Genomic DNA, 24,636 nt, shown 5'->3' on the forward strand with positions numbered 1-24,636 from the left:
GGTTACATTCCGAACCCGGAAGCTAAGCCTTTCAGCGCCGATGGTACTGCAGGGGGGACCCTGTGGGAGAGTAGGACGCCGCCGAACAATCATTGCGGGAAGCCCCGCACCAAGCCTTCGGGTTCGGTGCGGGGCTTTTCTGCGTTTATGCGGATGAAGTCTGCACGGTCCTCTGGTTAGGATCGGCGACCATGAGTGACATCCAGCATGTGATACGCCCGGTGCGTGCAGACGAGTGGGAGAAGGTCAAGGATCTGCGGATCGCCTCCCTTCACGATCCCGCGGCTCCCATCGCCTTCCTCGACACCGCCGAGCTCGCCGTGGCCAGGCCGGACAGCTTCTGGCAGGAGCGGACCGCCGGGGTCGCGTCCGGGCGGGCCGTGCGGCAGTTCGTGGCCGAGGGGCCCGACGGGGTGTGGAACGGCTCCCTGGCCGTGCTGGTCGAAGAGCGCGGCACCACCGACTTCCTCGACCGTGAGATCGAGACGACCCAGGGGCACGTCGTCGCCGTGTTCGTCCGCGAGGGGCAGCGGGGGACCGGGGTCGCCGAGGAGCTGTTCCGGGCCGGCCTGGAGTGGGCCTGGTCGCTGGAGGGGCCCCGACTGGAACGCGTACGGCTCTACGTGCACGAGCGGAACGAGCGGGCGCAGGCCCTCTACCGGCGCGTCGGGTTCCGCGACAGTGGCGTGCGGGTGCCGCTGGAGAGCGACCCGTCCGCCAAGGAGATGGAGTTCGTGATCCCGAGGCCCTGAGGTCTCACGGCAGGTCAGCGTCGGGCCAGCGGGAGCGGGCCTGTTCGCGGCTGCGGCACAGGGCCAGGAGGGGAAGGGCCTCCTGGGTCAGGAGCTCCGGGAGCTGGGGGATCGGGGCCACGGCGGCCACGTCGTCCAGGACCAGGGACAGTGGTGGGTCGAGCCGACCGTGGGATGACCGTGCGGCCATGCGGCGGCCGTGCTCGACCACGTGAGAGGCGAGTGCGGTCAGCAGGGGCATCGCACCCGGGTGGGTGCGGGGATCCTCCAGAGGCTCACCCACCAAGTAGAGGGTGCCCCCTTCGGTGACGAACGATGCCAAGGTGAGTGCATCTGTTCGGTTCGGATTGCAGGCCTCGCGGATGTGGATCGAGGTCAGGCAGGAGAGGGCCCGGGCCGTCAGGTTCTGGGCCAGTTCCCGGCGTTCGGGGTGGGCGGTGAGGGCGCTCTCCAGCTCGCCGGCCGCGCCGGGGGCGGCCTGGGGGTGGGTGCGCAGGATGCGGACCGGATCCTGGGCGCCGTTGCCCTGGGCCCAGCGGTGGAGCTGCTTGAACGGGCGGCCGTCGAGGGCGACGGCCTGGAGCCAGCTGCGCAGGAGCGTTTCCGCGGTGTCGGCGACCGCCGCGTCCATCCGGGCCTGCGGGCGTACGGGGGCCAGCAGGGCGATCGCGCGGGCTGCGGCCGTGTCGCGGTCGGCGCAGCCCTCGGCGGGGTTCCAGTGCATGCGGGCCGGGGTGTCGCACAGGTGCGAGGGGTCGTAGAGGAGGACCGGGCCGAGTTTGGCGCGGGCGTCCTTGGTCTCGGTCCAGAGGGTGGGCGAGGAGGTCACGACGAGGGCTGCGCCGGGGGCTTCGTCGATGCGGTGGGCTGCGGCGCGCAGGCGGTCGTCGGGGGCGGCGTAGGTGAGGCCGCCGTGCGGGGGCGCGGTGCTGGCCGCCGTGCCGGCTGCCGCCGGGGGGTGGGGGGCGTAGCCGAAGCCGTAGCGGTAGGCCTCGTCGGACGGGGCGGGGCCTGCGGGTGCCGGTGCCGGTGCGGGTGCGTTGCTGGGGGCGCTGCCCCCGGACCCCCGCGCCTCAAACGCCGGCGGGGCTGGGGTGGGCGCCGGGGCAGGGATGGGCGCGGTGAAGGCCGGTTGTTTGGTCAGGGCGCGGCGGGACTTGGTGCGGGCGATCACGCCGATGGCGAAGACGGTGAGTACGAACATCACCAGGAGCTGGCTGACGAACAGGCCCCAGAACAGGCCCCAGCCCGAGAGGGCCGCCGGGTCGGTGTCCGGCCAGGCGGCGGGGATGTCGTGCGGCTCCGCTATCAGGGCGCGCACGGCTTCCGGGGTCCGGGTGAAGGTGACCGTGTCGGGCCAGGCGCCCTTGGCGAAGACGGCGGCCAGGCCGGTGGCCGTCCAGACGAGGACGGCCAGGCCGAGGAGGAAGGCCAGCAGGCCGACCAGCAGGCCGTCCGGGACGCCGCCGCCGCGCGCGGGGGAATCCGTACGTCGTGCGTCGTGCATGGTCAGGCCACCGTGGTCGCGGAACCCGGGCCGCCGTTGCCGCGGCTGCGTTCGATGGACAGGGCGCGTTCCTCCGCTTCGAGTTCGGCGGCCAGCATGTCTTCGGAGAGGCGGACGGGCGTGGAGGACTCGGTCATGGCGCGGTCCGTGAAGACGAGGGGGCGTTCGGCTTCGGTGATCAGGTGTTTGACGACCTGGACGTTGCCGTTGACGTCCCAGACGGCGATGCCGGGGGTGAGGGTGGGGATGATCTCCACGGCCCAGCGGGGGAGGCCGAGGACGCGGCCGGTGGCGCGTGCCTCGTCCGCCTTCTGGGCGTAGATGGTTCTGGTCGAGGCCATCTTGAGGATGGCCGCGGCCTCGCGTGCGGCCGCGCCGTCGACGACGTCGGAGAGGTGGTGGACGACGGCGACGAAGGACAGGCCGAGGCGGCGGCCGAACTTCAGCAGGCGCTGGAACAGCTGCGCCACGAAGGGGCTGTTGATGATGTGCCAGGCCTCTTCGACCAGGAAGATGCGCTTCTTGCGGTCCGGTCGGATCCAGGTGTGTTCCAGCCAGACGCCGACGATCGCCATGAGGATGGGCATGGCGATGGAGTTGCGGTCGATGTGGGACAGGTCGAAGACGATGAGGGGCGCGTCGAGGTCGATGCCGACGGTGGTGGGGCCGTCGAACATGCCGCGCAGGTCGCCGTCGACGAGACGGTCGATGACCAGGGCGACGTCGAGGCCCCACGCCCGGACGTCGTCTATGTCGACGTTCATGGCGAGGGCGGATTCGGGCTCGGGGTGGCGCAGTTGCTCCACGATGTCGGTGAGCACCGGCTGGCGTGAGGTGATGGTTCCCACGACGTAGGCGTGCGCGACCTTGAGGGCGAAGCCCGAGCGTTCGTCGAGGCCGTGGCCCATGGCCACCTCGATGATGGTCCGGAGCAGCGCGAGCTGCCCGGTCGTCGTGATGGCCGGGTCGAGGGGGTTGAGGCGGATCCCGTCGTCGTTGGCGGCGATGGGGTCCAGGCGGATGGGGGTTATCCCCAGCTGCTGGGCGATGAGGTTCCATTCGCCGACGCCGTCCTCGCCCTGGGCGTCGAGGACGACGACCTGGCGGTCCTTGAAGCGGAGCTGGCGCAGGACGTACGTCTTCTCCAGGGCGGACTTGCCGTTGCCGGATTCGCCGAGGACCAGCCAGTGGGGGGCCGGGAGCTGCTGTCCGTAGAGCTGGAAGGGGTCGTAGATGTAGCCCTTGCCGCTGTAGACCTCGCGGCCGATGATGACGCCGGAGTCGCCGAGTCCGGGGGCGGCGGTGGGCAGGTAGACGGCTTGCGCCTGCCCGGTGGAGGTGCGTACGGGCAGGCGCGTGGTCTCGACTTTGCCGAAGAGGAAGCTGGTGAAGGCGTCCGTCAGGGCGGACATGGGATCTCGCATGGGCGGCACTTCCCTCCAGCTAGCGTCGGATGCCGGTGGCGAACGGCAGGGTGTTGACGAAGGCGCGGTGGTGCTCGCGGTCGCACCATTCCAGCTTCAGGTAGGACTTGCCGGCGGAGGCGCGGATCGTCCGCTTGTCGCGGGCGAGGGCTTCGGGTGAACGCGAGGACACCGTGATGTACCCGACCAGGTTGACTCCGGCCGCACCGCTGGCGAGATCTTCACCCCTCTGGTCGAGCCGGCCGTGGGCGGCGATGTCGCGGGGGTCGACGGTGCGGTTCATCTTGGCGGCGCGGGAGGCGTCGGCCTCGTCGTTGGTCTTCTCGGTGAGCATCCGCTCGATGGCGACCTCGGTGGGCTCCAGGTCCATGGTGACGGCGACTGTGCGGATGACGTCGGGGGTGTGGACGAGGAGGGGGGCGAGGAAGTTGACGCCCACGGGCGTCATCGGCCACTCCTTGACCCAGGCGGTGGCGTGGCACCAGGGCGCGCGGGTGGAGGACTCGCGGGTCTTGGCCTGGAGGAAGGTGGGCTCGACGGCGTCGAGTTCGGCCGGCCAGGCGTTGCGCTTGGTCATGGCCTGGATGTGGTCGATGGGGTGGTCCGGGTCGTACATGGAGTGCACGAGGGAGGACAGGCGGCCCTGGCCGAGCGGCTGGCGGACGCGGATGTCGGCTTCGGCGAGGCGGGCGCAGATGTCGGTGAGCTCGCGGGCCATGACGATGGCGAGGCCGGCGTCGCGGTCGAGCTTGCGGCCCTTGTGGGGGGTGGCGGCGCGGGCGATGGTGTGGGCCTCGGCGGCGAGTTCGCGCGTGTAGTGCATGCAGGCGACGAGGTACGCGCGGTGCTGCTCGGAGGAGGTGGACACCATCGACTGGAGCTGCTCGTAGGAGTCGCGCAGCCAGCCGGGGGCCTGGGTGTCGCCGCGCTGGGCGACGTCCTTGGCGTGCGCGTCGGGGTCGGCGGGCAGGGTGCGGGCGAGCATCTGGAGGCGGGTGACGAAGCCGTCGCCGTTGGCCACGTGCTTGAGGAGGGTGCCGAAGCGGTCGACGAGGGCTTCTTGGTCCTCGCTGTCGCGCAGGCCGACGCCGGGGCCCTCGATCTCGATGGCGGCGGTGACGGTGCGCCGGTCCGCGTGGAGGAGTACGGCGATCTCGTCGGGGCCGAAGGGGGCGGCGAGCCAGTTGATCCGGCCGATGCCGGGGGGCGGGCCGACCTCGACCTCGCGGCCGTCGGCGGCGCGGACGCCGGCCTCCATGGCGGAGGAGCGGTAGGTGGTGCCGCGGCGGAGGGTGCGCTTGTAGCTACGGCTGATCTCGAACCAGCGGTAGAAGGTGCGGCCCTTGTACGGGACGTACACGGCGGCGAGCGCGATCATGGGGAAGCCGGCGAGGCTGACGATGCGCAGGGTGAGGTCGGGGACGAGCAGTCCGCTCATCATGCCGAGGAACGCCCCGGCGATGATCAGGGCGATCTCACCGGTCTCGCGGTTCTTGCCGACGATCGCGTTCGGCCGGGCGCGGCCGATGAGATACGTGCGGCGGGGCGCGACCGGGTGCATCTGGTGGGACTGGGTCGTCAACGCCCGTCACCTCCTGTGTTCCTCGTACTCGAACTCGTGCGGGGTGCGGGTGCGGCGGAGGGGACAGATCCGCCGCCTCCGCCGCCGGAGGTGGGGCGGCTGCTGTGGGCGGCCACGCCTCCGGAGAGGGGGTTGGCGGGGCGGGGTGCGTGGCTGCCGCCTCCGCCGTCGCCTCCGCGGTGGGCACCGCGGCTGCTGTGGGTCTTGATGCCCTGCGAGACGAGGGAGGCCGGGGAGCTGATGACGGCGGCGGCCTGGGCGCCGTCGGTGGCCTTGCTGCGGTTGGAGCGGGCGGAGGCGATCTCGTCGCCGAAGCCGGGCACGAAGCGGTAGATCATCGCGGAGGCGAAGATCGCCAGCAGGATGATGGCGAGGCCGGTGACGACGGCGGAGAAGGCGTTCGGGCCCTTTTCGCCGGTCAGGGCTCCGGCGAGGCCGAGGACGATGACGATGACCGGCTTCACGAGGATGACGGCGATCATGATGCCGGCCCAGCGGCGGACGTGGCCCCAGAGGTTGCGGTCGACGAGGCCGGAGTAGACGACGACGCCGAGGAGGGCGCCGACGTAGAGGAGGGCGGCCCGGATGAAGAGCTCCAGGTAGAGCACGCCGGCGGCGAGGACGGTGACGAGCGCGACGACGATCAGCATGATCGGGCCGCCGCCGATGTCGTCGCCCTTCTTGAGGGCCTCGGAGAAGGAGCCGAAGAAGACGTCGGTCTGGCCGCCGGTGGCGGAGGCGATGACGGCGGTGACGCCGTCGGTGGCGGAGACGACGGTGTAGAGGATCAGGGGGGTGAAGGCGGAGGCGAGGACGGTGAGCCAGAGGAAGCCGATGGCTTCGGACATGGCGGTGGTGAGGGGGACGCCGCGGACGGCTCGCTTGGCGACGGCGAAGAGCCAGAGGACGAGGGTGAGGATGGTGGAGGCGGCGAAGACGACGGCGTACTGCTTGAGGAAGGCGGGGTTGGTGAAGTCGACCTCGGCCGAGCCGTTGACCGCTTCGCTGAGCTTGCCGACGATCCAGGCGGCGGCGTCGGCGCAGCCGCGGGCCAGGGAGGCGAGGGGGTTGAGGGCGTCGGCCGGGTCGCTGGGCGCGAGGCCTGTGCGGGGGGCGCCGGTGCCGCCTTCGCCGCGCTCGCAGTATTCCTTGGCGGGACCGGCGATCAGCGCGCAGGGGTCCTTGCTCGCTGCGGGCGTGGGTGTGGGGGTAGGCGTGGGATCCGGCGCGGCCGTCGCGCGGGCGGCGAACAGAACGACCGCGGTCTGGAGGACCGCGGTGAGTGCGCCGATCCTTCGGAGCGAGAGCCGGTGTTTACCGGGCATAGGTGAACCCTCCGAATTCGGTGACCGCGCCGCCGATCTCCTCGGAGGTGGATACCGGGGTGTCGCCGGTGACTGGGGTGGGGCCGTCCTTCTGTGAGGTTTCGACGACCTTCCAGCCTGAGCCGTTCCACTTGAGCGTCATCGAGATCGTGAACCAGCCGCTGGTGACGGGGCGAGTGGACTTGTCGCCGGTCAGACCGAACATGCCGATGCACCACACGTCGACCGAAGCGGATCCGCCGCCGAAGCTCTTCACCTTGGTCCCCGCCGGGACGGTCCGGCTGACGAAGGTGGAGCCCGTCGGGGCCAGCCCGTCCTTCGTGAGGCCGATCTGGGAGAGGAGCCCCGCCGAGTAGTCGGCGTCGAACCCGGCCTGGAGCTTGGTCCGGCTGCTCTCCTCCGTGATGGCGTCCACGATGGCGCGGCGTCTCGTCGGGTTGAACATGCCGTCAGAGCCCAGGGCCACAGCGAAGTTGGCCGCGGCTGACTGTGCACCCTGCTGGTCCTGGGCGAAGCCCGAGGGTACACCGGCGTTCTTCTCCGTCACCGGTGAGGTTCCTGTCGGGGCGGTGGAGGAGGATGCCGGGGGTTTGTCGGAGGAAGGAACTGACGGGGTGTCCGGGGACTGGTTCGCGAACGCGATGGCGGCGATGAGGAGGACCACGACGCCGACCACCGTGACGAGGCTGCGGGCGGTGCGGGGGGAGCGGCGGGTGGGGCCGTACGGGTCGGCGGGGGAGTCCGGGAGGCGGGTGCGGGTCTGGCCCGTGCCGCCGACCTCGCCGTGGCCGCCGCCGTACTGGTCGTCGTTGCTCATTCCGTGTCGGCCCCCTCCGCGTCGTACGACGGTAGCGCTGGTTCCCGCGTAGGCGCGGTGTGGTGATTCCTCATCAGGTGCGGCCCGCGGTGTGGCCCGGTTAGACGGCCATTCCGTAGACGATGGTGAAGAGGGTGCCCAGGGATCCGATGATGAAGACGCCCGTGAGGCCGGCCACGATCAGGCCCTTGCCCTGTTCCGCGCTGAACGTGTCGCGCAGGGCGGTCGCGCCGATGCGCTGTTTGGCGGCCCCCCAGATGGCGATGCCCAGGCACAGGAGGATCGCCACGGCCATGACCACTTCGATCATGACCTTCGCTTCGTTGCCGAGACTGCCGAACGGCCCCCAGTTCGGGGCGATTCCGCCGATGATGGTGGTGATGTCGCCCTTTTCGGCTGCCAGGATCATGTAACTCACCGCCCCTGTAAGGGTAGTTCCGGATACCCACTGCCCGACGGCAGGGGTTACGCACTATCTTCGCTGATGAAACCGCCGCCGTCGTCGACTTGACGGCTCTCTTTACCCGATCTCGCGGACCGCGTCCGGCCTCCGCGCTCTGACCTGGGCAGGGGCGGTGTGTATGCGCAAGAACGTGCGGTCACTCTGTGTATCACGAGGGGTGACGCCGGGCAATGATTGTCGTCTCGGCGTACGGGTGGGGCGAGGGACGACCGTTCGGCGCAGCGGGGTCGCGTGTCGTTGGGCTGACCCGCTGACATTTGTGTGAAGTTTCGCCCGTCCGTCGGCGGCGGCGCTGTCAGTGGGGTGCGGGAGGCTGGGGGCATGACGACTCCATGGACTCTTGCGGATCTCGAGGCGGCCATCCGGGCGGGGTGGTCGGCGGAGACCTCCGAGCCGGCCGACATCAGCAAGGTGCCGTGGACCCCGGAGAATCCGGCCTGGGGGCAGTGCGACATCACCGCGCTGGTGGTGCAGGACCTCGTGGGCGGAGACCTCGTGCTGGGGAAGGTGTTCCTCGGCGGCCGGCCGGAGGGCTACCACTGGTGGAACCTGCTGCCCGGAGGCGTACGGGTCGACCTCACGCGGGAGCAGTTCCGGCGGGGCGAGACGGTCACGCCGGGGCGGGTCGTGGAGCGGCCGGGCGGCCGGCTGGGCAGGCGCTGGGAGGAGTACCAGCTGCTGCGGCAGCGGGTGATCGACAAGCTGGGTCCGTTGCCGGGGGTGATGCGGGCCGAGGACGGGCGGCGGCTCGTGTACACGGACTTCGGGGGGCCGGGGGCGCCGCTGCTCGCGCTGCACGGGCACTTCCAGGATGGGGCGGCCTTCGCGGACCTGGCGCGGGAGGTGGGTCCGGCGTGGCGGGTGATCGCCCTGGACCAGCGGGGGCACGGGGAGTCGGACCGGGCGGGGGAGTACACGCGGGAGGGGTACGTCGCTGACGCGGCGGCCCTGCTGGAGCACCTGGGGCTGGGGCCGGCGGTGGTGCTGGGGCATTCGCTGGGCGGGGTGAACGCGTACCAGCTCGCCGCGCGGCGGCCGGAGCTGGTGCGGGCGGTGGTGGTCGAGGACATCGGGGCGGTGGTCGACGGCGACCTGTCGTTCGCGCGGGCGTGGCCGCGGCGGGCGGCGACCCGGGAGGGGTTCCTGGCGGGGGTGGGGAGCTCGGCCCCGCACCTGGCGGGGTCCCTGCGGGAGTACGCGGACGGGTGGGGGGCGGCGTTCGAGGTCGAGGACATGGTGGCGTCCCAGGGGGCGCTGAACGGGGACCACTGGGGGGACTGGCTGGGGGTGCGGAGGCCGACGCTGCTGGTGCGGGGGGATCGGAGCGGGGTGTTGTCGGCGGAGCATGCGCGGGAGATGACGGTGCGGAGGGCGGGGGTGCGGTTGGTCGAGTTGCCGGCGGGGCATGCGGTGCGGGTCGGGGACCCGGAGGGGTATTACGGGGCGGTGCGGGGGTTTTTGGCGCGGGTCGCCTAGCGGCGGGCTGGGCTGGGCGGGTCTGGGTGGCGTGGCCGTCGCCGTTGCTGCCGCTGCCGCTGCCGCCGCTGTCGTTGTCGGGTGCGGCGGTGTTGCGGGGGCGCTGCCCCCGGGGCCCCCGCGCCTCAAACGCCGGCGGGGCTGGATGGTGCGGCGGGGGCTGACGGATGCCCCCGGGGCCCCCGCGCCGTGAGCGCTGCCGTCGTTGTCGGGTGCGGCGCCGTTGCGGGGGCGCTGCCCCCGGGCCCCCGCGCCTCAAACGCCGGCGGGGCTGGATGGTGCGGCGGGCTGGATGGTGCGGCGGGGGGTGAAGGGTCGGGGCTTTGCCCCGGGGCCCCGCGCCGTGGGTGCTGCTGTCGTTGTCGGGTGCGGGGGTGTTGCGGGGGCGCTGCCCCCGGGCCCCCGCGCCTCAAACGCCGGCGGGGCTGGATGGTGCGGCGGGCTGGATGGTGGGGCGGGGGCTGGAGGATTGGGGCTTCCGCCCTGAGCTCTCGCGCCTTGGGGGTCAGGTCCAGTGGGTGGGGCGGGTGAGGGTGGGGGGGAATTGGGTGGTGGGGTCGCCTTGGGCGGCGTTGAGTTGGGGTTGGGTGAGGAAGACGGCGTCTCGGAGGTCCGCGCCGCGGAGGTTGGCGTCGCGGAGGTCGGCGCCGATCAGGTCGGCCGAGCGGAGGTCGGCGCGGCGGAGGTCGGCGGCGATCAGGTAGGCGCCGCGGAGGTTCGCGCCGCGCAGGTCGGCGCCGGCGAGGCGGGCTCCCATCAGGTCGGCGCCGCGGTGGTTCTTCTTCTTGCGGCCCGGCACCTTGGCCCGTACGAGCTCGCTGGTCTCGAGCAGGAGGGTGTTGATCTCCGCGCGGAGCGGGGTGATGTCCAGGGCCGTGAGGGCTTCGGCGTCGGCACGGGTCCACTCCTCGGTCCGCTCGAGCAGGCGGCGCAGCTGCGTGTGGAGCGGGGCGGCGGCCGGGAGGGTCAGGGCCTCGGCGAGGTAGAAGAGCAGCTCGTGCAGCTGCCGCATCACCGGGAAGACCTCGAACATCTCGCCCCGGGTCTCCGGGTGGGCGCGCCAGTCGCGGCCGCCGAAGGTGACCTGGGAGACCTGCTGGCCCGCGCCGAAGCAGTCGAAGACCGTGCACCCCCGGAAGCCGGTGTCGCGCAGCCGCGTGTGGATTCCGCAGCGGAAGTCCTGCCGGAGGTTCTTGCAGGGGGTTCCGGCGGGCTTGTTCACGGCGAAGTCGTTGGACTTGGCGAAGGGCAGGGCCACGCAGCACAGCGCGAAGCAGTTCGCGCAGTCCGCTTCGAGGAGGGGGAGCGGGAGGGGGAGGTGGTTCGACACCTGCCCATTGTCACCGGGCGGGGGCGGTGAGGCGCACCCGCCGAAGCCGAGGCCCGCGGTCCACGTGGCCGGCAGGGGTTGATCACGGAGGGGGGCGGGCGTGAGCATCTGCGTATGACCGAAGTGATCGCAGTCGCCGTCATCACCCTTCTCGCCGTGATCAGTCCCGGCGCCGATTTCGCCATGGTGGTCCGCAACAGCTATCTCTACGGGCGGCCCACCGGGCTGTTCGCCGCCGGTGGGGTCGCGGCGGGGGTGCTGGTCCACGTCTCGTACACGATGCTCGGGGTCGGTCTGCTGATCGCGTCCTCCACCGCGCTGTTCACCGCGATCAAGCTGGCGGGTGCGGCCTATCTGGTGTGGATCGGGATACGGACCTTCCGGGCGCGGGCCGAGGTGTCCGTGGATCTGGAGTCGAAGCCGCAGCTGAGCCCGTTGGGGGCGATGCGTTCGGGGTTCCTGACCAATGTGCTCAATCCGAAGACGACGCTGTTCGTCGTCTCGACCTTCACCCAGGTGGTGAACCCGGACACCCCGGTGTGGCAGCAGGCGGGCTACGGGCTGTTCATGTCGGCGGCGCACCTGGGCTGGTTCGGGGCGGTGGCGCTGTTCTTCTCCGACTCGCGGTTGCGCGACCGGATGCTGAAGGCGCAGAAGACGCTGAACCGGGCCATCGGGTCGGTGCTGGTGGGGCTGGGGGTGGGCTTGGGGTTCGCCCGCTGAGGGGTGGTCGGCGGCGCCCGCCCCGTTCCCCGACGGCCGTTGTGGAGTCGGTTACCTGTCGGTAGCGTGCGGGGTATGGGCGCTGCCGAGGGGTTCTTCGAACGACTTGATGCCGGGCGGTTCACCGCCACCGCGTACACGAGCGGGCCGTGGGACCCGGGTTCGCAGCACGCCGGGCCGCCGGCGGCGCTGCTCGGGCGGGCCGTCGAGGAGCGGCCGGGTGCGCGCGCCGACATGCGGATCGCCCGGATCACGTACGAGATCCTGCGCCCGGTGCCGATCGGCGAGCTGGAGATCACCACGAGCGTGTTGCGGGCCGGGCGCAGCACCGAGGTGGTCGAGGCGGCCCTCGCCCCGGCGGGGGCCGCGCCCGTGATGCTGGCGCGGGCCCTGCGGATCCGGGTGGCCGAGGAGGCCGTGCCGGCCGTGGTGCCGGGGCCGCAGGTGCCGCCGCCGGGGGAGGTGGACGTGACGCCGTTCTTCCCGGTGCCGTGGGACACGGGCTACCACTCGGCCGTGGAGGCCCGGTTCACCGAGGGCGCGTTCGTCGAGCCGGGGCCCGGGACCTGCTGGATGCGGATGAGGGTGCCGCTCGTCGCCGGGGAGGAGACCAGGCCGCTGGACCGGGTGCTGATCGCCGCGGACTCGGGCAACGGCATCAGCGCGGTGATGGACTTCGGGCGCTACGTCTTCGTCAACGGCGACCTGACCGTGCACCTGCACCGCCATCCGGTGGGCGAGTGGGCCTGCGTGGAGGCCCGTACGAGCGTGGACGCGGCCGGGATCGGGCTGGCGGACGCGCGGCTGCACGACGAGAAGGGGCCCATCGGGCGCAGCGCGCAGAGCCTCTTCGTCGCACCCCGGTAGCGGCCGCCCTGCCAACCCAACCCCCTTGTCAGGGGCGGGGCGTGGGTGTGGCAGGCTCGGGCGGATGGAGGCCCTGAGAGAGACGGATCCGGCGCACATCGGGGCGCAGGCGTTGCTGGCCCGGCTGGGTGCCGGTGGCATGGGGCAGGTGTACCTCGGGCGGTCGCCGGGTGGTCGTCTGGTCGCCATCAAGGTGATCAAGGAAGAGATCACCGGGCATCCGGAGGCCCTCGCGCGGTTCCGGCGGGAGGTCGAGACCGTGCGTGCGGTGCGCTCGGCGTACACCGCGAACCTGATCGACGCGTCGCTGGCGGCGCCGCCCTACTGGCTCGCCACCGAGTACGTGGCCGGGCCCACGCTGAGCCACGCGGTGCGCGAGTACGGCGGGCTGCCGGCCGTCGCGTGCCGCAGGCTGTTCGCCGCGCTGGCGGAGGGCCTGGCGAGCGTGCACGCGTACGGGGTCACGCACCGGGACCTCAAGCCGCAGAACGTGATCCTGGGCGGGCAGGGGCCGCAGCTCATCGACTTCGGCATCGCCAAGGGCGTGGCCGAGACGGCTCTGACGCAGGACGGCGCCGCCCCGGGCACCCCCGGCTACACGGCTCCCGAGGTGCTGCTGCGGGGCGAGGCGGCGGACGCGGCGGACGTCTTCGCGCTGGGCGCCACGCTCGCCTACGCGGCGACGGGCCGGGCGCCGTACGGGACGGGGGAGCCGACCGCGGTCAACTTCCGCGCGGTACACGGCGAGATCGACGTCGAGGGCGTGGAGCCCGACCTGGCCGCGCTCATCCGGGCCTGTGTGGCGAGGGAGCCGGGGGACCGGCCGGCCCTGGCCGAGATCATCCGGCGCTGTGCGGTGGACTCGGCGCTGGTGGACGATCCGGTGTACGCGGCGCTGACGGCGACCGCGGGCGGGGCCGCGCAGGTGCCGGGGCTGCCGTCGACGATCGGTCCGGGGCTGCCCGCCGCCTCGGGGTACGTGCCGACGTACGTCCCCGCCGGTCCGGTCCCGCCCCGGGGCCCGGTCCCCGTCGCGAGCGGGGGCCCGGACCGGGAGGGCGGCCGTCGGCGTCCGCCGCGCTGGGCGCTGGCGGCCGTCGGCGGTCTGGTGGCGGGCGGCCTCGTCACGGGCGGGTACCTGTTCCTCCAGGACGAGGACGGCAAAGACGGCAAGGGGGACGGCGGAGGGCGGCGGGCCGGGGGCGCGCCGAGCGCCGCGGCCACGCCCGGCGGACCGGCCGCGCCGTCCGGATCGGGCGGAGCGGCTTCCAGCCCCGCCCCCTCCTCCCCGGGCGGCGGCAGCGGGTCGGGGGCGGTACCCGACCACATCGAGCCGAACAAGGTGTCGCGGGACCTGTGGACCAGCGCCGGTCCGGGCGGTGGGAGCTGCAGCCTGCCCCCGGAGGAGCGGGCGGAGTTCCTGGTGGTCTCCGCCGTGGACGCCGACGATCCGAGCGCGCGGAACGTCACCGGCACGGTCAAGATCCGGGTGTACCTGAAGTCGTACAACACGGAGACGGGTCCTTACACGGTCTCCGTCGGGGTCAAGGCTCCGCACGAGATCGACGAGAGCACCCAGCGCCCCTACGAGTTCGTCCGCGACTACAACCACGGCATCGGCTACGCCAGCAAGCCCGTCGATCTCAAGGAGCCGGCCACCGGCGGCGAGGTGGAGCTCACGTACCCGGACGACTTCGCCACGCAGCTCGTGGACAACCAGGGGACCACGAAGAGGTTCCCGGCGATCCCGCTCGCCAACGATCCCGGCGACTGGACCGTGCTGGTCTACCGGGTCAGGAGTGTCAAGGAGTACAGCAGCGTCCACTGCACCGGCTTTCCGGTGAAATAGTGCCGGGTCTGGCCGACGAATCCACTGTCAGGTGACGTTCCATGAGGCAGTGTTGACGAGTGCGCAAGTTCTGGATGGCAAGCGGGCTCGGCATCGGTGCGTGCCTGACCTTCGTCGCCCTGCTCGTCGTCGGTACGTACTCGGCGGCGGCGGGGATCGTGAACGGCGGCAGGCAGGGCGCCGTCGGACTGGTCAAGGGCGCGGTGCCGGCGGTCTATCAGCCGCTGGTGGAGAAGTGGGGCAACCTGTGCCCCGCCCTCAACCCGGCCCTGCTGGCGGCGCAGCTCTACACGGAGAGCGGCTGGAAGCCGGACGTGGTGAGCCACGCCGACGCGCGGGGCATCGCCCAGTTCATCCCGGGCACCTGGGCGACGTACGGCATCGACGGTGACGGTGACGGTGACCGTGACATCTGGGACCCGAAGGACGCCATCCCGTCGGCTGCCTCGTACGACTGCCAACTCGCCAAGGACGTCGCGCAGGTTCCGGGAGACCGGTCCGACAACATGCTCGCCGCTTACAACGCCGGTCCCTACCGCGTCATCAAGGCCGGGGGCGTGCCGCCGATCAGCGAGACGCAGGGCTACGTGAAGTCCATCCGGGCTCTGGAGAAGAGCTTCGCGCGGCCCGTCGGACGGGTGGCGCCCTCGCAACAGGCGGCCGGGGCGATCTACTTCGCGCAGAAGCAGCTCGGCACGCCGTACCTGTGGGGCGGCAACGGAACGGCCGACCAGGGCGGGCGGTTCGACTGTTCGGGTCTGACCAAGGCCGCGTACGAGACGGTCGGGATCCAGCTGCCGCGCGTGGCCAACGACCAGTACAACGCCGGGTCCCATCCCCCGCGCGACCAACTGCTCCCCGGCGACCTGGTGTTCTTCTCCGATGATCTGACGAATTCGCGGGAGATCCGGCACGTCGGGCTGTACGTGGGCGGCGGATACATGATCAACGCCCCGTACACCGGGGCCGTGATCCGTTTCGACAAGGTCGACACCCCCGACTACTTCGGCGCGACGCGCGTGACGAAGGATGGTGCGCAGGCCCTTCCGGAGCGTGTCGGTGCTGGTCGGGCCCCCTAGCAACTCTCCGTAATGCAAAGGCCCTGAGCTGCGACGATGAGTCACTCTTCGATAACGTTGGAGTGATCATTCGGTGGAGAGTGGAACGTGGATGCCAGAACGGGCGTTCCATGAGCGCGGGGGTTGATCAAGTGGGGGGCGAAGGGGTGCACACAGGGGTGCGCCCGCAGGGGATCCACGGCAAGAGCAAGGGGCCGCGTCACCATGGCTGGACTCACAACAGGTGGGCCGAACGTGGATGTCAGCCTGCTGTACGAGGTCAACGGAGCGGCCCGGCAGGCTCCTGACTGGCTGGACCGGGCCGTGAGCCTGGCCGGTGAGTACGGGATCCTGCTGGCCCTGGTGCTCTTGGTCCTGTGGTGCTGGCGCGGTGCGCGCCGCCAGGACGAGACCACGGCCGTCGAGTCCTTCGCCGCACTGGTGTGGGCCCCGCTGGCCGCCGCGCTGGCCCTGCTCGTGAACGTCCCGCTGCGCGAATTCGTCGGGCGGCAACGGCCGTTCCGGCACCACGAAGGCCTCCAGGTGCTCGATCCCGGCTTCGGCGCGGGGATCGGGAACACCGAGTTCTCCTTCGTCAGCGATCACACCACCCTCGCGATGGCCTTGGGCGTCGGCCTGTTCCTGGCGAACCGGAAGGTCGGGCTCCTGGGGATCGGACTGGCCCTCGTCGAAGGCTTCTGCCGCGTCTACATGGGCGTCCACTACCCGACCGACGTGATCGGCGGTCTCGCGCTCGGCACCGCCGTGGTGCTCGTGCTCGCTCCGCTCGCCATGGCGCTGCTCACCCCGGTGGTGCGCGCGGTGGCCGGCTCCCCGCGCGTCGGGCGGCTCGTACGGGCCAAGGGCCGGGCGGTGCCCCGGCCGGTCGGGCTCGCGACGCAGACCCAGAACCCGCCCGCGGGACAGCGGACGCACGAGAACGACCTCGCCGCCTGAGGGCGGCGCGGGCTCAGGTCCGCGCGTACGAGTCCCACACGGCGAGCAGCGCCGCCACCAGCAGGCACAGCCCCGCCGCCCCGAAGAACACCCGGATCGCCGGCCGGCGCGGCCGGGGCGTCACGGATCGCCGCCGTCGGCGTCACCGTCGCGCCGGTACCGGGAGCGCAGCCACCAGCCGGTGGCCACGGCCGCGGCGGTGGTGAGCCCGATGGCCAGGGCCACGTCGGCCGGGCCGTCCGCCGAGCCCACGGGTCTGGCCCAGGCCGCGGCGGCCGGGGCGAACGCGATGAGCAGGGCCCAGAAGAGGGCCGTGAGGCGGGCTGCGGATCCTGGCATGACTCAAGGGCATCCGCTGCGGCCCGCCCCGGCCAGCCGGACCGTCCGAACGGGCTAGACCGTGTCCGGGCCCGTCCGTGCGGACCGGCCCGCCCGTGCGGACCGGCCCGTCGGTCGTGGTGGGACCGGCCCGTCGGCGCGGGCCGGGTGTTCGTGCTTACGCCGCCGGGTGGCGGGCGGCGTCCTTGCGGGCCAGGTCGCGGGAGCGGCGGGCCGGGCCGGACCAGCCGCAGGTGCAGACCGCGAGGGAGAACGCTCCGCGTTCGGCGGTGGATGTGGTGTGGCCTGTCGGTGGCTGCGGCTCTGACGTCGGCCGCGGGAGCGGCTCGGAGGCAAGCGGGGGGAGCAGGGTCGCGTCGGTGTGCGGTTCCACACCCCCACGGTACCCGGGCGGGCCGCCGCCCGGGGAGGGTGCGCCCCGTGACGGGAAACCCGGGACCTCGTTAAACGGAGCGGGTGGGGGCCTCGGGCAAGCAGCGGTCACGCGTTGGGGGTTGGCAGGCGATGGTGGTGCACCAGCACAGGCGGCGGCCCGGACGTGCGGGTGAGGCGCTGCGCGCTGCCGGCGTCGCCCTGGCGGTCACGGCGATGAGCGGGTGCGGGGGCGGTGCCGGCGGCGACGATCGGCCCCCGGCGGACGCGGCGGCCGTGGTCCGCGGCGCCGCGGACGCGCTGGCGAAGACGGGCAGTGCCCGGGCCCGTACCGCGATGGAGATGGCCACGGGCGGGACCCGGGTCACGATCCGCGGCGAGGGCGGCGTCGACTTCAAGAACCGGATGGGACAGCTCCTGGTGATGCTCCCCACCGATGTGAAGGGCGAGGACGAGCACCGGCCCATCACCGAACTGCTCGTGCCCGGCGCGCTGTACATGAAGAACCGCGGTGCGGGCGTCCCCGCCGACAAGTGGGTCCGGGTCGACACGACGGCCCTCGCCGACGGCAACCTGGTCACGGGCGGGGCCACCGATCCGCTGGTCGCGGCCGAGCTGCTGCGCGGCGCGCAGGAGGTGACGTACGTCGGGGAGACCGAGGTGGCGGGCACCCGGGTGCGGCACTACCGGGGGACCACCGACATCGGGCGGGCTGCGGGGAGTGCGTCGGCGGAGGTGCGGGGGGCGCTGGAGGCGGCGGCGAAAGGGTTCAGCAAGGACACCGTGCCGTTCGACGTCTACCTGGACGAGCAGGGGCGCCTGCGGAAGGTCCGGCACCGGTTCACGTACGTCAACAATGGCGTGATCGATGTGTCGTCGACCACGCTGCTGTACGGGTTCGGGACGCCGGTGACCGTCGTATTGCCGGCAAGTGGGGACATTTACGCCGGGAAGATCGCCGGATAGTGAGGTGAGTGGAGGGAGAGCGACGCGATCGGGCCATGGGTCGGTATCCGGAAATGGTCCATCCGTGTCATGCGCCCCGGGGCGCGGCGTCCCTACGCTGAGAAGCCGGGCCCGAGCGTCGATGACCGTAGACGGCAGATTGAGGTGACACGCGTGACTCCCGCAGGCGGTACGACGGTGCAGGACCACGTGGCTCTCGCCGAGATCGAGCTGTGCGGTGAGCTGATCATCGCGGCGTCGGCGGCGGTGGAGGAGCGGCTCAGTCAGGACCGGATCGACGAGGTGCTGATGGGCATCTGGTCGGGCTGACCGGCCGGGCCCCCCGGGGCGCTACGTGCGCAGGAGGCGGGCGATGGCCTTCGTGGCCTCCTCGACCTTCGCGTCGATCTCGGTGCCGCCCTTGACCGCCGCGTCGGCGACGCAGTGGCGCAGGTGCTCCTCCAGCAGCTGGAGGGCGAAGGACTGGAGGGCCTTCGTGCTCGCCGAGACCTGGGTGAGTATGTCGATGCAGTAGACGTCCTCGTCGACCAGCCGCTGGAGGCCGCGGATCTGGCCTTCGATCCGGCGCAGTCGCTTGAGGTGCTCGTCCTTCTGGTGGTGGTAGCCGTGGACGGCCGCACCCTCCTGGGGCGCGTCGGCTCCGGAGCCCTCCGCCTCGATGATCGTCATGCGTCCTCCCGTGGTCCGGAACGAAGGGTGCATACCCCTCTTGGGTATAGGGTACTGGGCCCCTGCCGAAGGGGCGGGGGTCCCTGGTCCTCACTCTGCCTGATGGAGGACACTGGGGAACTGCCGGTTAGCCGTGGCCGGGGGATGCGCCTAGCATCAGCCTGACCGAATCCAATGCACCCCGAGGACCTCACGTGCGATTTCGTCTGACCCCCAGGGAGACGAGCTTCTACGACATGTTCGCCGCGTCCGCGGACAACATCGTCACGGGCTCCAAGCTCCTGATGGAACTGCTCGGAGCGGACTCCTCCGCCCGGGCCGAGATCGCGGAGCGGATGCGGGCGGCGGAACACGCGGGGGACGATGCGACCCACGCGATCTTCCACCAGCTGAACTCCTCCTTCATCACGCCGTTCGACCGTGAGGACATCTACAACCTCGCGTCGTCGCTCGACGACATCATGGACTTCATGGAGGAGGCCGTCGACCTGGTCGTCCTCTACAACGTGGAGGAGCTCCCCAAGGGCGTCGAGCAGCAGATCGAGGTCCTGGCGCGGGCGGCCGAACTGACCGCCGAGGCCATGCCGCACCTGCGGACGATGGACAACCTCACCGAGTACTGGATCGAGGTCAACCGCCTTGAGAACCAGGCCGACCAGATCCACCGCAAGCTGCTCGCGCAGCTCTTCAACGGCAAGTACGACGCCATCGAGGTGCTGAAGCTCAAGCAGATCGTCGACGTGCTCGAAGAGGCGGCCGACGCGTTCGAGCACGTTGCGAACACGGTGGAGACCATCGCGGTCAAGGAGTCCTGAACCTCGTGGACACCTTCGCTCTGGTCGTGACCATCGGTGTCGCGCTCGGCTTTACGTATACGAACGGTTTTCACGACTCGGCGAACGCGATCGCCACCTCGGTCTCGACGCGGGCGCTGACCCCGCGCGCGGCGCTGGCGATGGCCGCCGTGATGAACCTCGCCGGCGCCTTCCTCGGCAGCGGGGTCGCCAAGACGGTCAGCGAGGGCCTGATCGAGACGCCCCACGGCAACCGGGGCATGTGGATCCTCTTCTCGGCGCTCGTCGGCGCGATCGTCTGGAACCTGATCACCTGGTACTTCGGCCTGCCCTCGTCCTCCTCGCACGCGCTGTTCGGCGGCATGGTGGGCGCGGCGCTGGCGGGCGGCACCGGCGTCATCTGGAGCGGGGTGGTCGACAAGGTCGTCATCCCGATGTTCGCCTCGCCGGTCGTCGGTCTGATCGCCGGTTACCTGGTGATGGTGGTCATCCTGTGGATGTTCCGCCGGTCCAACCCGCACAAGGCCAAGCACGGCTTCCGTATCGCGCAGACCGTCTCGGCGGCCGCCATGGCGCTCGGCCACGGCCTCCAGGACGCGCAGAAGACGATGGGCATCGTCGTGATGGCGCTGGTCATCGCCGACGTGCAGAGCGCCGACGACGCGATCCCGATCTGGGTCAAGATCGTGTGCGCCGTGATGCTGTCGCTGGGTACGTACGCGGGTGGCTGGCGCATCATGCGCACCCTCGGCCGCAAGATCATCGAGCTGGACCCGCCGCAGGGCTTCGCGGCCGAGACCACGGGCGCCTCGATCATGTTCGGCTCGGCGTACCTCTTCCACGCGCCGATCTCCACCACGCACGTCATCACCTCGGCGATCATGGGCGTGGGCGCGACCAAGCGCGTCAACGCGGTCCGCTGGGGCGTCGCCAAGAACATCGTCCTCGGCTGGTTCATCACCATGCCGGCCGCGGCCATGGTCGCCGCGGTCTGCTTCTGGATCGTGGACCTCGCCTTCGTGTAGCGGGCGAGCGGCAGGACGCGGGAACGAGAGCGGGCCGGCTCCCCCCACCCAGGGGGAGCCGGCCCTTTTCTTTCTTTCGCCTTGCGGTGGCACCGCCATGCAGCACCGCAGGACGTTCAGCACATCTCTTTAGCCGAAGCGGCCCGAGATGTAGTCCTCGGTCGCCTGCACGGACGGGTTCGAGAAGATCCGGTCCGTGTCGTCGATCTCGACGAGCTTGCCGGGCTGGCCGACCGCCGCGAGGTTGAAGAAGGCGGTGCGGTCCGAGACGCGGGCCGCCTGCTGCATGTTGTGCGTCACGATGACGATCGTGAAGCGCTCCTTCAGCTCGCCGATCAGGTCCTCGATCGCCAGCGTGGAGATCGGGTCGAGGGCCGAGCAGGGCTCGTCCATCAGCAGGACCTGGGGCTCGACCGCGATGGCGCGGGCGATGCACAGACGCTGCTGCTGGCCGCCGGAGAGGCCCGAGCCGGGCTTGTTCAGGCGGTCCTTGACCTCGTTCCAGAGGTTGGCGCCCTGGAGGGACTTCTCGACGATCTCGGCCAGCTCGGACTTGCGGAAGCTGCCGTTCAGTCGCAGGCCCGCCGCCACGTTGTCGAAGATCGACATGGTGGGGAAGGGGTTCGGGCGCTGGAAGACCATGCCGACGGTGCGGCGCACCGCGACCGGGTCCACGCCGGCGCCGTACAGGTTCTCGTCGTCCAGGAGCACCTTGCCCTCGACGCGGCCACCGGGGGTGACCTCGTGCATGCGGTTCAGGGTGCGCAGGAAGGTGGACTTGCCGCAGCCGGACGGGCCGATGAAGGCGGTCACGGAGCGGGGCTCCACGGTCATCGAGATGTCATCGATGGCCTTGTGGGTGCCGTAGAAGGCGGACAGTCCGCTGACGTCGATTCGCTTCGCCATGAGGGGTCACTTCGCTTTCATACAGTCGCGTCAGCGACCGGTCTTCGGGGCCTTCCAGCGGGCGATGCCGCGGGCCACCAGATTGAGGATCATGACGAAGGCGATCAGTACGAGGGCTGCGGCCCACGCCCGGTCGTAGGAGGCTTCACTGCCGACCTTGTACTGCTCCCAGATGTAGAGGGGGAGCGAGGACTGGGCGCCTTCGAAGGGGTTGCCGTTGATCAGCTGGGTGCCGAAGACCAGCAGCATGATCGGCGCGGTCTCACCGGCGATGCGGGCCACGGCCAGCATGACACCGGTGGAGATGCCGCCGATGGCGGTGGGGAGCACGACCTTGAGGATCACGCGCCACTTCGGCACACCGAGGGCGAGGGCGGCCTCGCGCAGCTCGTTCGGGACGAGCTTGAGCATCTCCTCGGTGGAGCGGACCACGACGGGCATCATCAGGATCGACAGGGCCATGGCGCCGGCGAAGCCGGAGGGGCCGAAGCCGAGCATCAGGTTCCAGGTCGTCAGGATGAACAGACCCGCGACGATGGAGGGGATGCCGGTCATGACGTCGACGAAGAAGGTGACGGCCTTGGCGAGCGAGCCCCGGCCGTACTCGACCAGGTAGACGGCGGTCAGCAGGCCGATGGGGGCCGCGATCAGCGTGGCCAGGGCGACCTGCTCCAGGGTGCCGAGCAGTGCGTGGTAGACACCGCCGCCCTCCTCGAAGCTGGTCACGCCGTTCATCGAGTGGCTGAGGAAGGCGCCGTCGAGGGCCTTGATGCCGCGGCTGATCGTGGTCCACATCAGCGAGAGCAGCGGGACGACGGCGAGGACGAAGCAGACCCACACGACGGAGGTCGCGACGCGGTCCTTGGCCTGCCGGCGGTTCTCGATCACCGAGCTGGCGGTGTACGTGATCACGACGAAGAGGACGGCCGCGAGCAGACCCCACTGGATCTTGCTGTGCAGGCCGAAGGCGAGGCCGATGCCGCTGCCGAGGGCGATCGAGAGGGCCGCGATGCCGGCCGGGGCCCAGCGGGGGAGGCCGCCTCGGGTCAGGCCGGCGGGGGCGGCGGACTTCGGGGCCCGGGTGGGCCGCTGGTCCTGGAGTGCGTGGCTCATCAGGCGTTCGCCCCCGAGAAGTCCTTGCGGCGAGCGATGATCAGGCGAGCTGCACCGTTGACCAGCAGGGTGAGCAGGAAGAGGACCAGACCGGAGGCGATCAGCGCGTCCCGGCCGAACTCGTTGGCCTCGTCGAACTTGGCGGCGATGTTCTGCGCGAACGTGCCGCCGCCCGGGTCGAGGATGTGCAGCGAGATCAGGAAGCTCGGGGAGAGGACGGTGGCGACGGCCATGGTCTCGCCGAGTGCGCGGCCGAGGCCGAGCATCGAGGCGGAGATGACGCCGGAGCGGCCGAAGGGCAGCACTGACATCCGGATGACCTCCCAGCGGGTCGCGCCGAGGGCCAGGGCGGCCTCCTCGTTCATGCGCGGGACCTGGAGGAAGACCTCGCGGCTGACGCTGGTCACGATCGGCAGGATCATGATCGCGAGCAGGATGCCGACGGTGAAGAGCGAGCGGGCGACGCCGACCTGGGACTTGTCGAAGACGTAGGTCCAGCCGAGGTACTCGTCCAGCCAGAGGTTCAGGCCGTTCAGCTGCGGGACGAGGAAGAGGGCGCCCCAGATGCCGTAGATGATCGACGGCACGGCGGCCAGCAGGTCGACCACGTAGGCGAGGGGCGCGGCCAGCTTGCGCGGCGCGTAGTGCGAGATGAAGAGGGCGATGCCGACGGCGATCGGAACCGCGATGGCCATCGCGATGATCGAGCTGACGACGGTGCCGAAGAGCAGGACGGCGATGCCGAAGACGGGCGGGTTGGCCGACGCGTTCCAGTCGAAGGTGGTGAGGAAGTTCCCCTCGTTCTTCGACAGGGCGATCGAGGCGCGGTAGGTGAGGAAGCCGGCGATCGACGCCATGATCACCAGGAGCAGGATGCCGGAGCCCTTGGAGAGCCCGGCGAAGATCTTGTCACCGGCGCGGCCGGTGGACCTCTTGCTCGTGGAGACAGGCGGAGCCGTGTCTATCTGGGTGGGTGTGGTGGAAGCCATGGTCTTTCCGGTCTGTGTGGGGGGCAGGCCCCCTGGCGGCGGTGCACCGGATTTCCCCCGGGTGAAGGGGAAGGGTCTCCGGGGCCGGTCCGCCCGTCCCCGGACGGGGGGAGGGAGCGGACCGGCTCTCGGAGGTCAGGACTAGCCCAGCGAGGCGATGCTCTCGCGGACCTTGGCGTTGATCTCGGCCGGGATCGGGGCGTAGCCGTTCTCCAGCAGGATCTTCTGGCCCGCGTCGGACGCGGTGTAGTTCAGGAAGGACTTGACGGTCGGCAGGGTCTCCGCCTTGTTGCCCTTGTCGCAGACGACCTCGTACGTCACCAGGACGATGGGGTACGCGCCCTCGGCCTTGGTGGTGTAGTCGAGCTTAAGCGCGAGGTCGGCGCCGGTGCCGGAGATCTTGGCGGCGGCGATGGCCTTGGAGGCGTTCTCGCCGGTGGCCTTGACCGGGGTGGCAGCGCCCGTGTTCACGTCGACCGTCTTGATGTTCTGCGAGGTCGCGTAGGAGAGTTCGAAGTAGCCGATCGCTCCGTCGACGGCCTTCACCTGGGAGGCGACACCGGAGGAGCCGGAGGCACCCTGGCCACCGGGGGCCGGCCACTTCTTCGCGGCGTCGTACGTCCACGCGTCGGGGGCGGCGGCCTTGAGGTACTTGCCGAGGTTCTCGGTGGTGCCCGAGTCCTCGGAGCGGTGGAAGGCCTGGATGGCGGTGGAGGGAAGCGTGACGCCGGGGTTCAGCTTCTTGATCGCCTCGTCGTCCCACTTCTTGATCTTGTCGTTGAAGATGTTGGCGATCGTGGCGGCGTCGAGGTTCAGCTTGTCGACACCCGCGACGTTGAAGCCGAGGGCGATCGGGCCGCCGACCATGGGCAGGTCGATGCCCTGGCCACCGGTGCAGATCTTCTTGGACTCCTCGACCTGCTCCGGCTTCAGCGCCGAGTCGGAGCCGGCGAAACCGACGGTGCCCTGGTTGAAGGCGACGATGCCCTCACCGGAGGAGGAGGACTTGTAGTTCACCTCGACGCCGGAGCAGGCGGCCATGTAGTTCTTGATCCACAGGTCGATCGCGTTCTTCTGCGCGGACGAGCCGGAGGCGAGGAGCTTGCCCTTGGCGTCGTCGCACTTGATCTCGCCGGTGGCCGCGGAGGGCTTGGCCGTGCCGTCGGCGGTCTTCGTGTTGTCGTCCGAGCCGCACGCCGTGAGGACCAGGGCGCCGGACACGACAAGCGCGCCGAGGGCGGAGGCACGAAGCATGTTCTTGCGCTGAAGCTTCACTTTCGGGTGTTCCTTCCAGAAGCCGCCGGCCGCTTTCTGTGTCGGGGCGGCGTGCGAA

Annotated in this window: 25 protein-coding genes and 1 rRNA gene; 12 read left to right on the forward strand and 14 right to left on the reverse strand. The window is 70.9% G+C overall.

The genetic code is table 11. The annotated features are described in order from the left end of the window. Window positions 1-87: ribosomal RNA gene (rrf, locus tag ACFYP3_RS20105) — 5S ribosomal RNA — on the forward strand; the annotation flags it as partial. A 113-nt stretch (window positions 88-200) separates the two neighbouring features. Then, entirely contained in the window at window positions 201-752 is a 552-nt protein-coding gene (locus tag ACFYP3_RS20110; RefSeq protein ID WP_388834482.1) for a GNAT family N-acetyltransferase, read from the forward strand. Window positions 753-756: 4 nt separating this feature from the next. Here ACFYP3_RS20110 and ACFYP3_RS20115 read toward each other — a convergent pair whose 3' ends face one another. The 6 genes from ACFYP3_RS20115 to ACFYP3_RS20140 form a co-directional block, all read right to left on the reverse strand. After that, window positions 757-2,259: a type VI secretion protein gene (locus ACFYP3_RS20115; RefSeq protein WP_388834141.1), complete on the reverse strand. Its 1,503-nt coding sequence runs from the start codon at window positions 2,257-2,259 to the stop codon at window positions 757-759. 2 nt (window positions 2,260-2,261) lie between these two features. Next, a complete protein-coding gene (locus ACFYP3_RS20120) occupies window positions 2,262-3,683 on the reverse strand; it encodes an ATP-binding protein (protein WP_388834143.1) in 1,422 nt (473 codons plus the stop codon). 19 nt (window positions 3,684-3,702) lie between these two features. After that, complete coding sequence (locus ACFYP3_RS20125) at window positions 3,703-5,265, reverse strand: SCO6880 family protein (protein ID WP_388834145.1); 1,563 nt, start codon at window positions 5,263-5,265, stop codon at window positions 3,703-3,705. Next, window positions 5,262-6,590: a hypothetical protein gene (locus ACFYP3_RS20130; RefSeq protein ID WP_388834147.1), complete on the reverse strand. Its 1,329-nt coding sequence runs from the start codon at window positions 6,588-6,590 to the stop codon at window positions 5,262-5,264. Before ACFYP3_RS20130 ends, ACFYP3_RS20125 begins: the two co-directional genes overlap by 4 nt. After that, window positions 6,580-7,407, reverse strand: a complete 828-nt coding sequence (locus ACFYP3_RS20135) for a hypothetical protein (protein ID WP_388834149.1) — start codon at window positions 7,405-7,407, stop codon at window positions 6,580-6,582. The genes ACFYP3_RS20130 and ACFYP3_RS20135 overlap by 11 nt, the downstream gene beginning before the upstream one ends. A 100-nt stretch (window positions 7,408-7,507) precedes the next feature. Then, the gene (locus ACFYP3_RS20140) at window positions 7,508-7,816 is read right to left on the reverse strand and encodes a hypothetical protein (protein WP_008742356.1); all 309 of its coding nucleotides are present in this window, start codon (window positions 7,814-7,816) and stop codon (window positions 7,508-7,510) included. A gap of 375 nt (window positions 7,817-8,191) precedes the next feature. Here ACFYP3_RS20140 and ACFYP3_RS20145 point away from each other — a divergent pair, with 375 nt between their 5' ends. Continuing rightward, a complete protein-coding gene (locus tag ACFYP3_RS20145; RefSeq protein WP_388834151.1) occupies window positions 8,192-9,346 on the forward strand; it encodes an alpha/beta fold hydrolase in 1,155 nt (384 codons plus the stop codon). A gap of 505 nt (window positions 9,347-9,851) precedes the next feature. On the opposite strand, the gene ACFYP3_RS20150 is transcribed toward ACFYP3_RS20145, so the two are convergent. After that, window positions 9,852-10,676 carry a pentapeptide repeat-containing protein gene (locus ACFYP3_RS20150; RefSeq protein WP_388834153.1) on the reverse strand — a complete coding sequence of 275 codons (825 nt, stop codon included), beginning with the start codon at window positions 10,674-10,676 and terminating at the stop codon, window positions 9,852-9,854. A 114-nt stretch (window positions 10,677-10,790) separates the two neighbouring features. On the opposite strand from ACFYP3_RS20150, the gene ACFYP3_RS20155 reads away from it, so the two are divergent. From ACFYP3_RS20155 to ACFYP3_RS20175, 5 genes are all read left to right on the forward strand, one after another. Then, a complete protein-coding gene (locus ACFYP3_RS20155; protein WP_362859030.1) occupies window positions 10,791-11,399 on the forward strand; it encodes a LysE family transporter in 609 nt (202 codons plus the stop codon). A 75-nt stretch (window positions 11,400-11,474) separates the two neighbouring features. Then, a complete protein-coding gene (locus ACFYP3_RS20160; protein WP_388834155.1) occupies window positions 11,475-12,266 on the forward strand; it encodes a thioesterase family protein in 792 nt (263 codons plus the stop codon). Between the two features lie 64 nt (window positions 12,267-12,330). After that, a complete protein-coding gene (locus ACFYP3_RS20165; RefSeq protein WP_388834158.1) occupies window positions 12,331-14,115 on the forward strand; it encodes a serine/threonine-protein kinase in 1,785 nt (594 codons plus the stop codon). Between the two features lie 59 nt (window positions 14,116-14,174). Continuing rightward, entirely contained in the window at window positions 14,175-15,194 is a 1,020-nt protein-coding gene (locus ACFYP3_RS20170; RefSeq protein ID WP_388834160.1) for an NlpC/P60 family protein, read from the forward strand. Between the two features lie 204 nt (window positions 15,195-15,398). Next, complete coding sequence (locus ACFYP3_RS20175) at window positions 15,399-16,130, forward strand: phosphatase PAP2 family protein (protein WP_388834161.1); 732 nt, start codon at window positions 15,399-15,401, stop codon at window positions 16,128-16,130. Between the two features lie 120 nt (window positions 16,131-16,250). Here the strand turns inward: ACFYP3_RS20175 and ACFYP3_RS20180 are convergent, their stop codons facing one another. Together ACFYP3_RS20180 and ACFYP3_RS20185 are read right to left on the reverse strand one after the other, a co-directional pair. Further along, window positions 16,251-16,469, reverse strand: coding sequence for a hypothetical protein (locus tag ACFYP3_RS20180; protein WP_388834164.1), 219 nt, complete (start codon window positions 16,467-16,469; stop codon window positions 16,251-16,253). Window positions 16,470-16,626: 157 nt separating this feature from the next. Further along, complete coding sequence (locus tag ACFYP3_RS20185; protein WP_199808145.1) at window positions 16,627-16,842, reverse strand: hypothetical protein; 216 nt, start codon at window positions 16,840-16,842, stop codon at window positions 16,627-16,629. A gap of 131 nt (window positions 16,843-16,973) precedes the next feature. Between ACFYP3_RS20185 and ACFYP3_RS20190 the strand changes: the two genes are divergently transcribed. Both ACFYP3_RS20190 and ACFYP3_RS20195 read left to right on the forward strand, forming a co-directional pair. Then, window positions 16,974-17,807, forward strand: a complete 834-nt coding sequence (locus ACFYP3_RS20190) for a hypothetical protein (protein ID WP_388834166.1) — start codon at window positions 16,974-16,976, stop codon at window positions 17,805-17,807. Between the two features lie 153 nt (window positions 17,808-17,960). After that, complete coding sequence (locus tag ACFYP3_RS20195; protein WP_327419582.1) at window positions 17,961-18,116, forward strand: hypothetical protein; 156 nt, start codon at window positions 17,961-17,963, stop codon at window positions 18,114-18,116. A gap of 21 nt (window positions 18,117-18,137) precedes the next feature. On the opposite strand, the gene ACFYP3_RS20200 is transcribed toward ACFYP3_RS20195, so the two are convergent. Continuing rightward, on the reverse strand, window positions 18,138-18,476 hold the full coding sequence (locus ACFYP3_RS20200) for a metal-sensitive transcriptional regulator (RefSeq protein ID WP_388834168.1): 339 nt from the start codon (window positions 18,474-18,476) through the stop codon (window positions 18,138-18,140). A 194-nt stretch (window positions 18,477-18,670) separates the two neighbouring features. Here ACFYP3_RS20200 and ACFYP3_RS20205 point away from each other — a divergent pair, with 194 nt between their 5' ends. Together ACFYP3_RS20205 and ACFYP3_RS20210 are read left to right on the forward strand one after the other, a co-directional pair. Next, entirely contained in the window at window positions 18,671-19,291 is a 621-nt protein-coding gene (locus ACFYP3_RS20205; RefSeq protein ID WP_008742369.1) for a DUF47 domain-containing protein, read from the forward strand. Window positions 19,292-19,296: 5 nt separating this feature from the next. Further along, on the forward strand, window positions 19,297-20,295 hold the full coding sequence (locus ACFYP3_RS20210) for an anion permease (RefSeq protein WP_388834171.1): 999 nt from the start codon (window positions 19,297-19,299) through the stop codon (window positions 20,293-20,295). 129 nt (window positions 20,296-20,424) lie between these two features. Here ACFYP3_RS20210 and pstB read toward each other — a convergent pair whose 3' ends face one another. The 4 genes from pstB to pstS all read right to left on the reverse strand — a co-directional run bounded on the left by pstB (window position 20,425) and on the right by pstS (window position 24,578). Continuing rightward, window positions 20,425-21,201, reverse strand: a complete 777-nt coding sequence (gene pstB, locus ACFYP3_RS20215; protein ID WP_388834174.1) for a phosphate ABC transporter ATP-binding protein PstB — start codon at window positions 21,199-21,201, stop codon at window positions 20,425-20,427. 30 nt (window positions 21,202-21,231) lie between these two features. Then, entirely contained in the window at window positions 21,232-22,314 is a 1,083-nt protein-coding gene (gene pstA / locus ACFYP3_RS20220) for a phosphate ABC transporter permease PstA (RefSeq protein ID WP_388834177.1), read from the reverse strand. Further along, window positions 22,314-23,303, reverse strand: coding sequence for a phosphate ABC transporter permease subunit PstC (gene pstC / locus ACFYP3_RS20225; RefSeq protein ID WP_388834180.1), 990 nt, complete (start codon window positions 23,301-23,303; stop codon window positions 22,314-22,316). Before pstC ends, pstA begins: the two co-directional genes overlap by 1 nt. A 141-nt stretch (window positions 23,304-23,444) precedes the next feature. Further along, window positions 23,445-24,578 (reverse strand): phosphate ABC transporter substrate-binding protein PstS, encoded by a 1,134-nt coding sequence (pstS, locus tag ACFYP3_RS20230; RefSeq protein WP_388834183.1) that lies wholly within the window; start codon window positions 24,576-24,578, stop codon window positions 23,445-23,447. Window positions 24,579-24,636 lie beyond the last annotated feature (58 nt).

This window comes from Streptomyces sp. NPDC005533, assembly GCF_042871845.1.
In the GTDB taxonomy this organism is placed as follows: domain Bacteria; phylum Actinomycetota; class Actinomycetes; order Streptomycetales; family Streptomycetaceae; genus Streptomyces.

What these genes read in the sequence shown, in the direction of transcription:
- ACFYP3_RS20115 (WP_388834141.1), bottom strand. Translation starts at nt 2,259, where the DNA reads ATGCACGACGCACGACGTACGGATTCCCCCGCGCGCGGCGGCGGCGTC.
- ACFYP3_RS20120 (WP_388834143.1), bottom strand. Translation starts at nt 3,683, where the DNA reads ATGCGAGATCCCATGTCCGCCCTGACGGACGCCTTCACCAGCTTCCTC.
- ACFYP3_RS20130 (WP_388834147.1), bottom strand. Translation starts at nt 6,590, where the DNA reads ATGCCCGGTAAACACCGGCTCTCGCTCCGAAGGATCGGCGCACTCACC.
- ACFYP3_RS20135 (WP_388834149.1), bottom strand. Translation starts at nt 7,407, where the DNA reads ATGAGCAACGACGACCAGTACGGCGGCGGCCACGGCGAGGTCGGCGGC.
- ACFYP3_RS20140 (WP_008742356.1), bottom strand. Translation starts at nt 7,816, where the DNA reads ATGATCCTGGCAGCCGAAAAGGGCGACATCACCACCATCATCGGCGGA.
- ACFYP3_RS20145 (WP_388834151.1), top strand. Translation starts at nt 8,192, where the DNA reads ATGACGACTCCATGGACTCTTGCGGATCTCGAGGCGGCCATCCGGGCG.
- ACFYP3_RS20155 (WP_362859030.1), top strand. Translation starts at nt 10,791, where the DNA reads ATGACCGAAGTGATCGCAGTCGCCGTCATCACCCTTCTCGCCGTGATC.
- ACFYP3_RS20160 (WP_388834155.1), top strand. Translation starts at nt 11,475, where the DNA reads ATGGGCGCTGCCGAGGGGTTCTTCGAACGACTTGATGCCGGGCGGTTC.
- ACFYP3_RS20165 (WP_388834158.1), top strand. Translation starts at nt 12,331, where the DNA reads ATGGAGGCCCTGAGAGAGACGGATCCGGCGCACATCGGGGCGCAGGCG.
- ACFYP3_RS20175 (WP_388834161.1), top strand. Translation starts at nt 15,399, where the DNA reads ATGGCTGGACTCACAACAGGTGGGCCGAACGTGGATGTCAGCCTGCTG.
- ACFYP3_RS20180 (WP_388834164.1), bottom strand. Translation starts at nt 16,469, where the DNA reads ATGCCAGGATCCGCAGCCCGCCTCACGGCCCTCTTCTGGGCCCTGCTC.
- ACFYP3_RS20190 (WP_388834166.1), top strand. Translation starts at nt 16,974, where the DNA reads ATGGTGGTGCACCAGCACAGGCGGCGGCCCGGACGTGCGGGTGAGGCG.
- ACFYP3_RS20200 (WP_388834168.1), bottom strand. Translation starts at nt 18,476, where the DNA reads ATGACGATCATCGAGGCGGAGGGCTCCGGAGCCGACGCGCCCCAGGAG.
- pstB (WP_388834174.1), bottom strand. Translation starts at nt 21,201, where the DNA reads ATGGCGAAGCGAATCGACGTCAGCGGACTGTCCGCCTTCTACGGCACC.
- pstA (WP_388834177.1), bottom strand. Translation starts at nt 22,314, where the DNA reads ATGAGCCACGCACTCCAGGACCAGCGGCCCACCCGGGCCCCGAAGTCC.
- pstC (WP_388834180.1), bottom strand. Translation starts at nt 23,303, where the DNA reads ATGGCTTCCACCACACCCACCCAGATAGACACGGCTCCGCCTGTCTCC.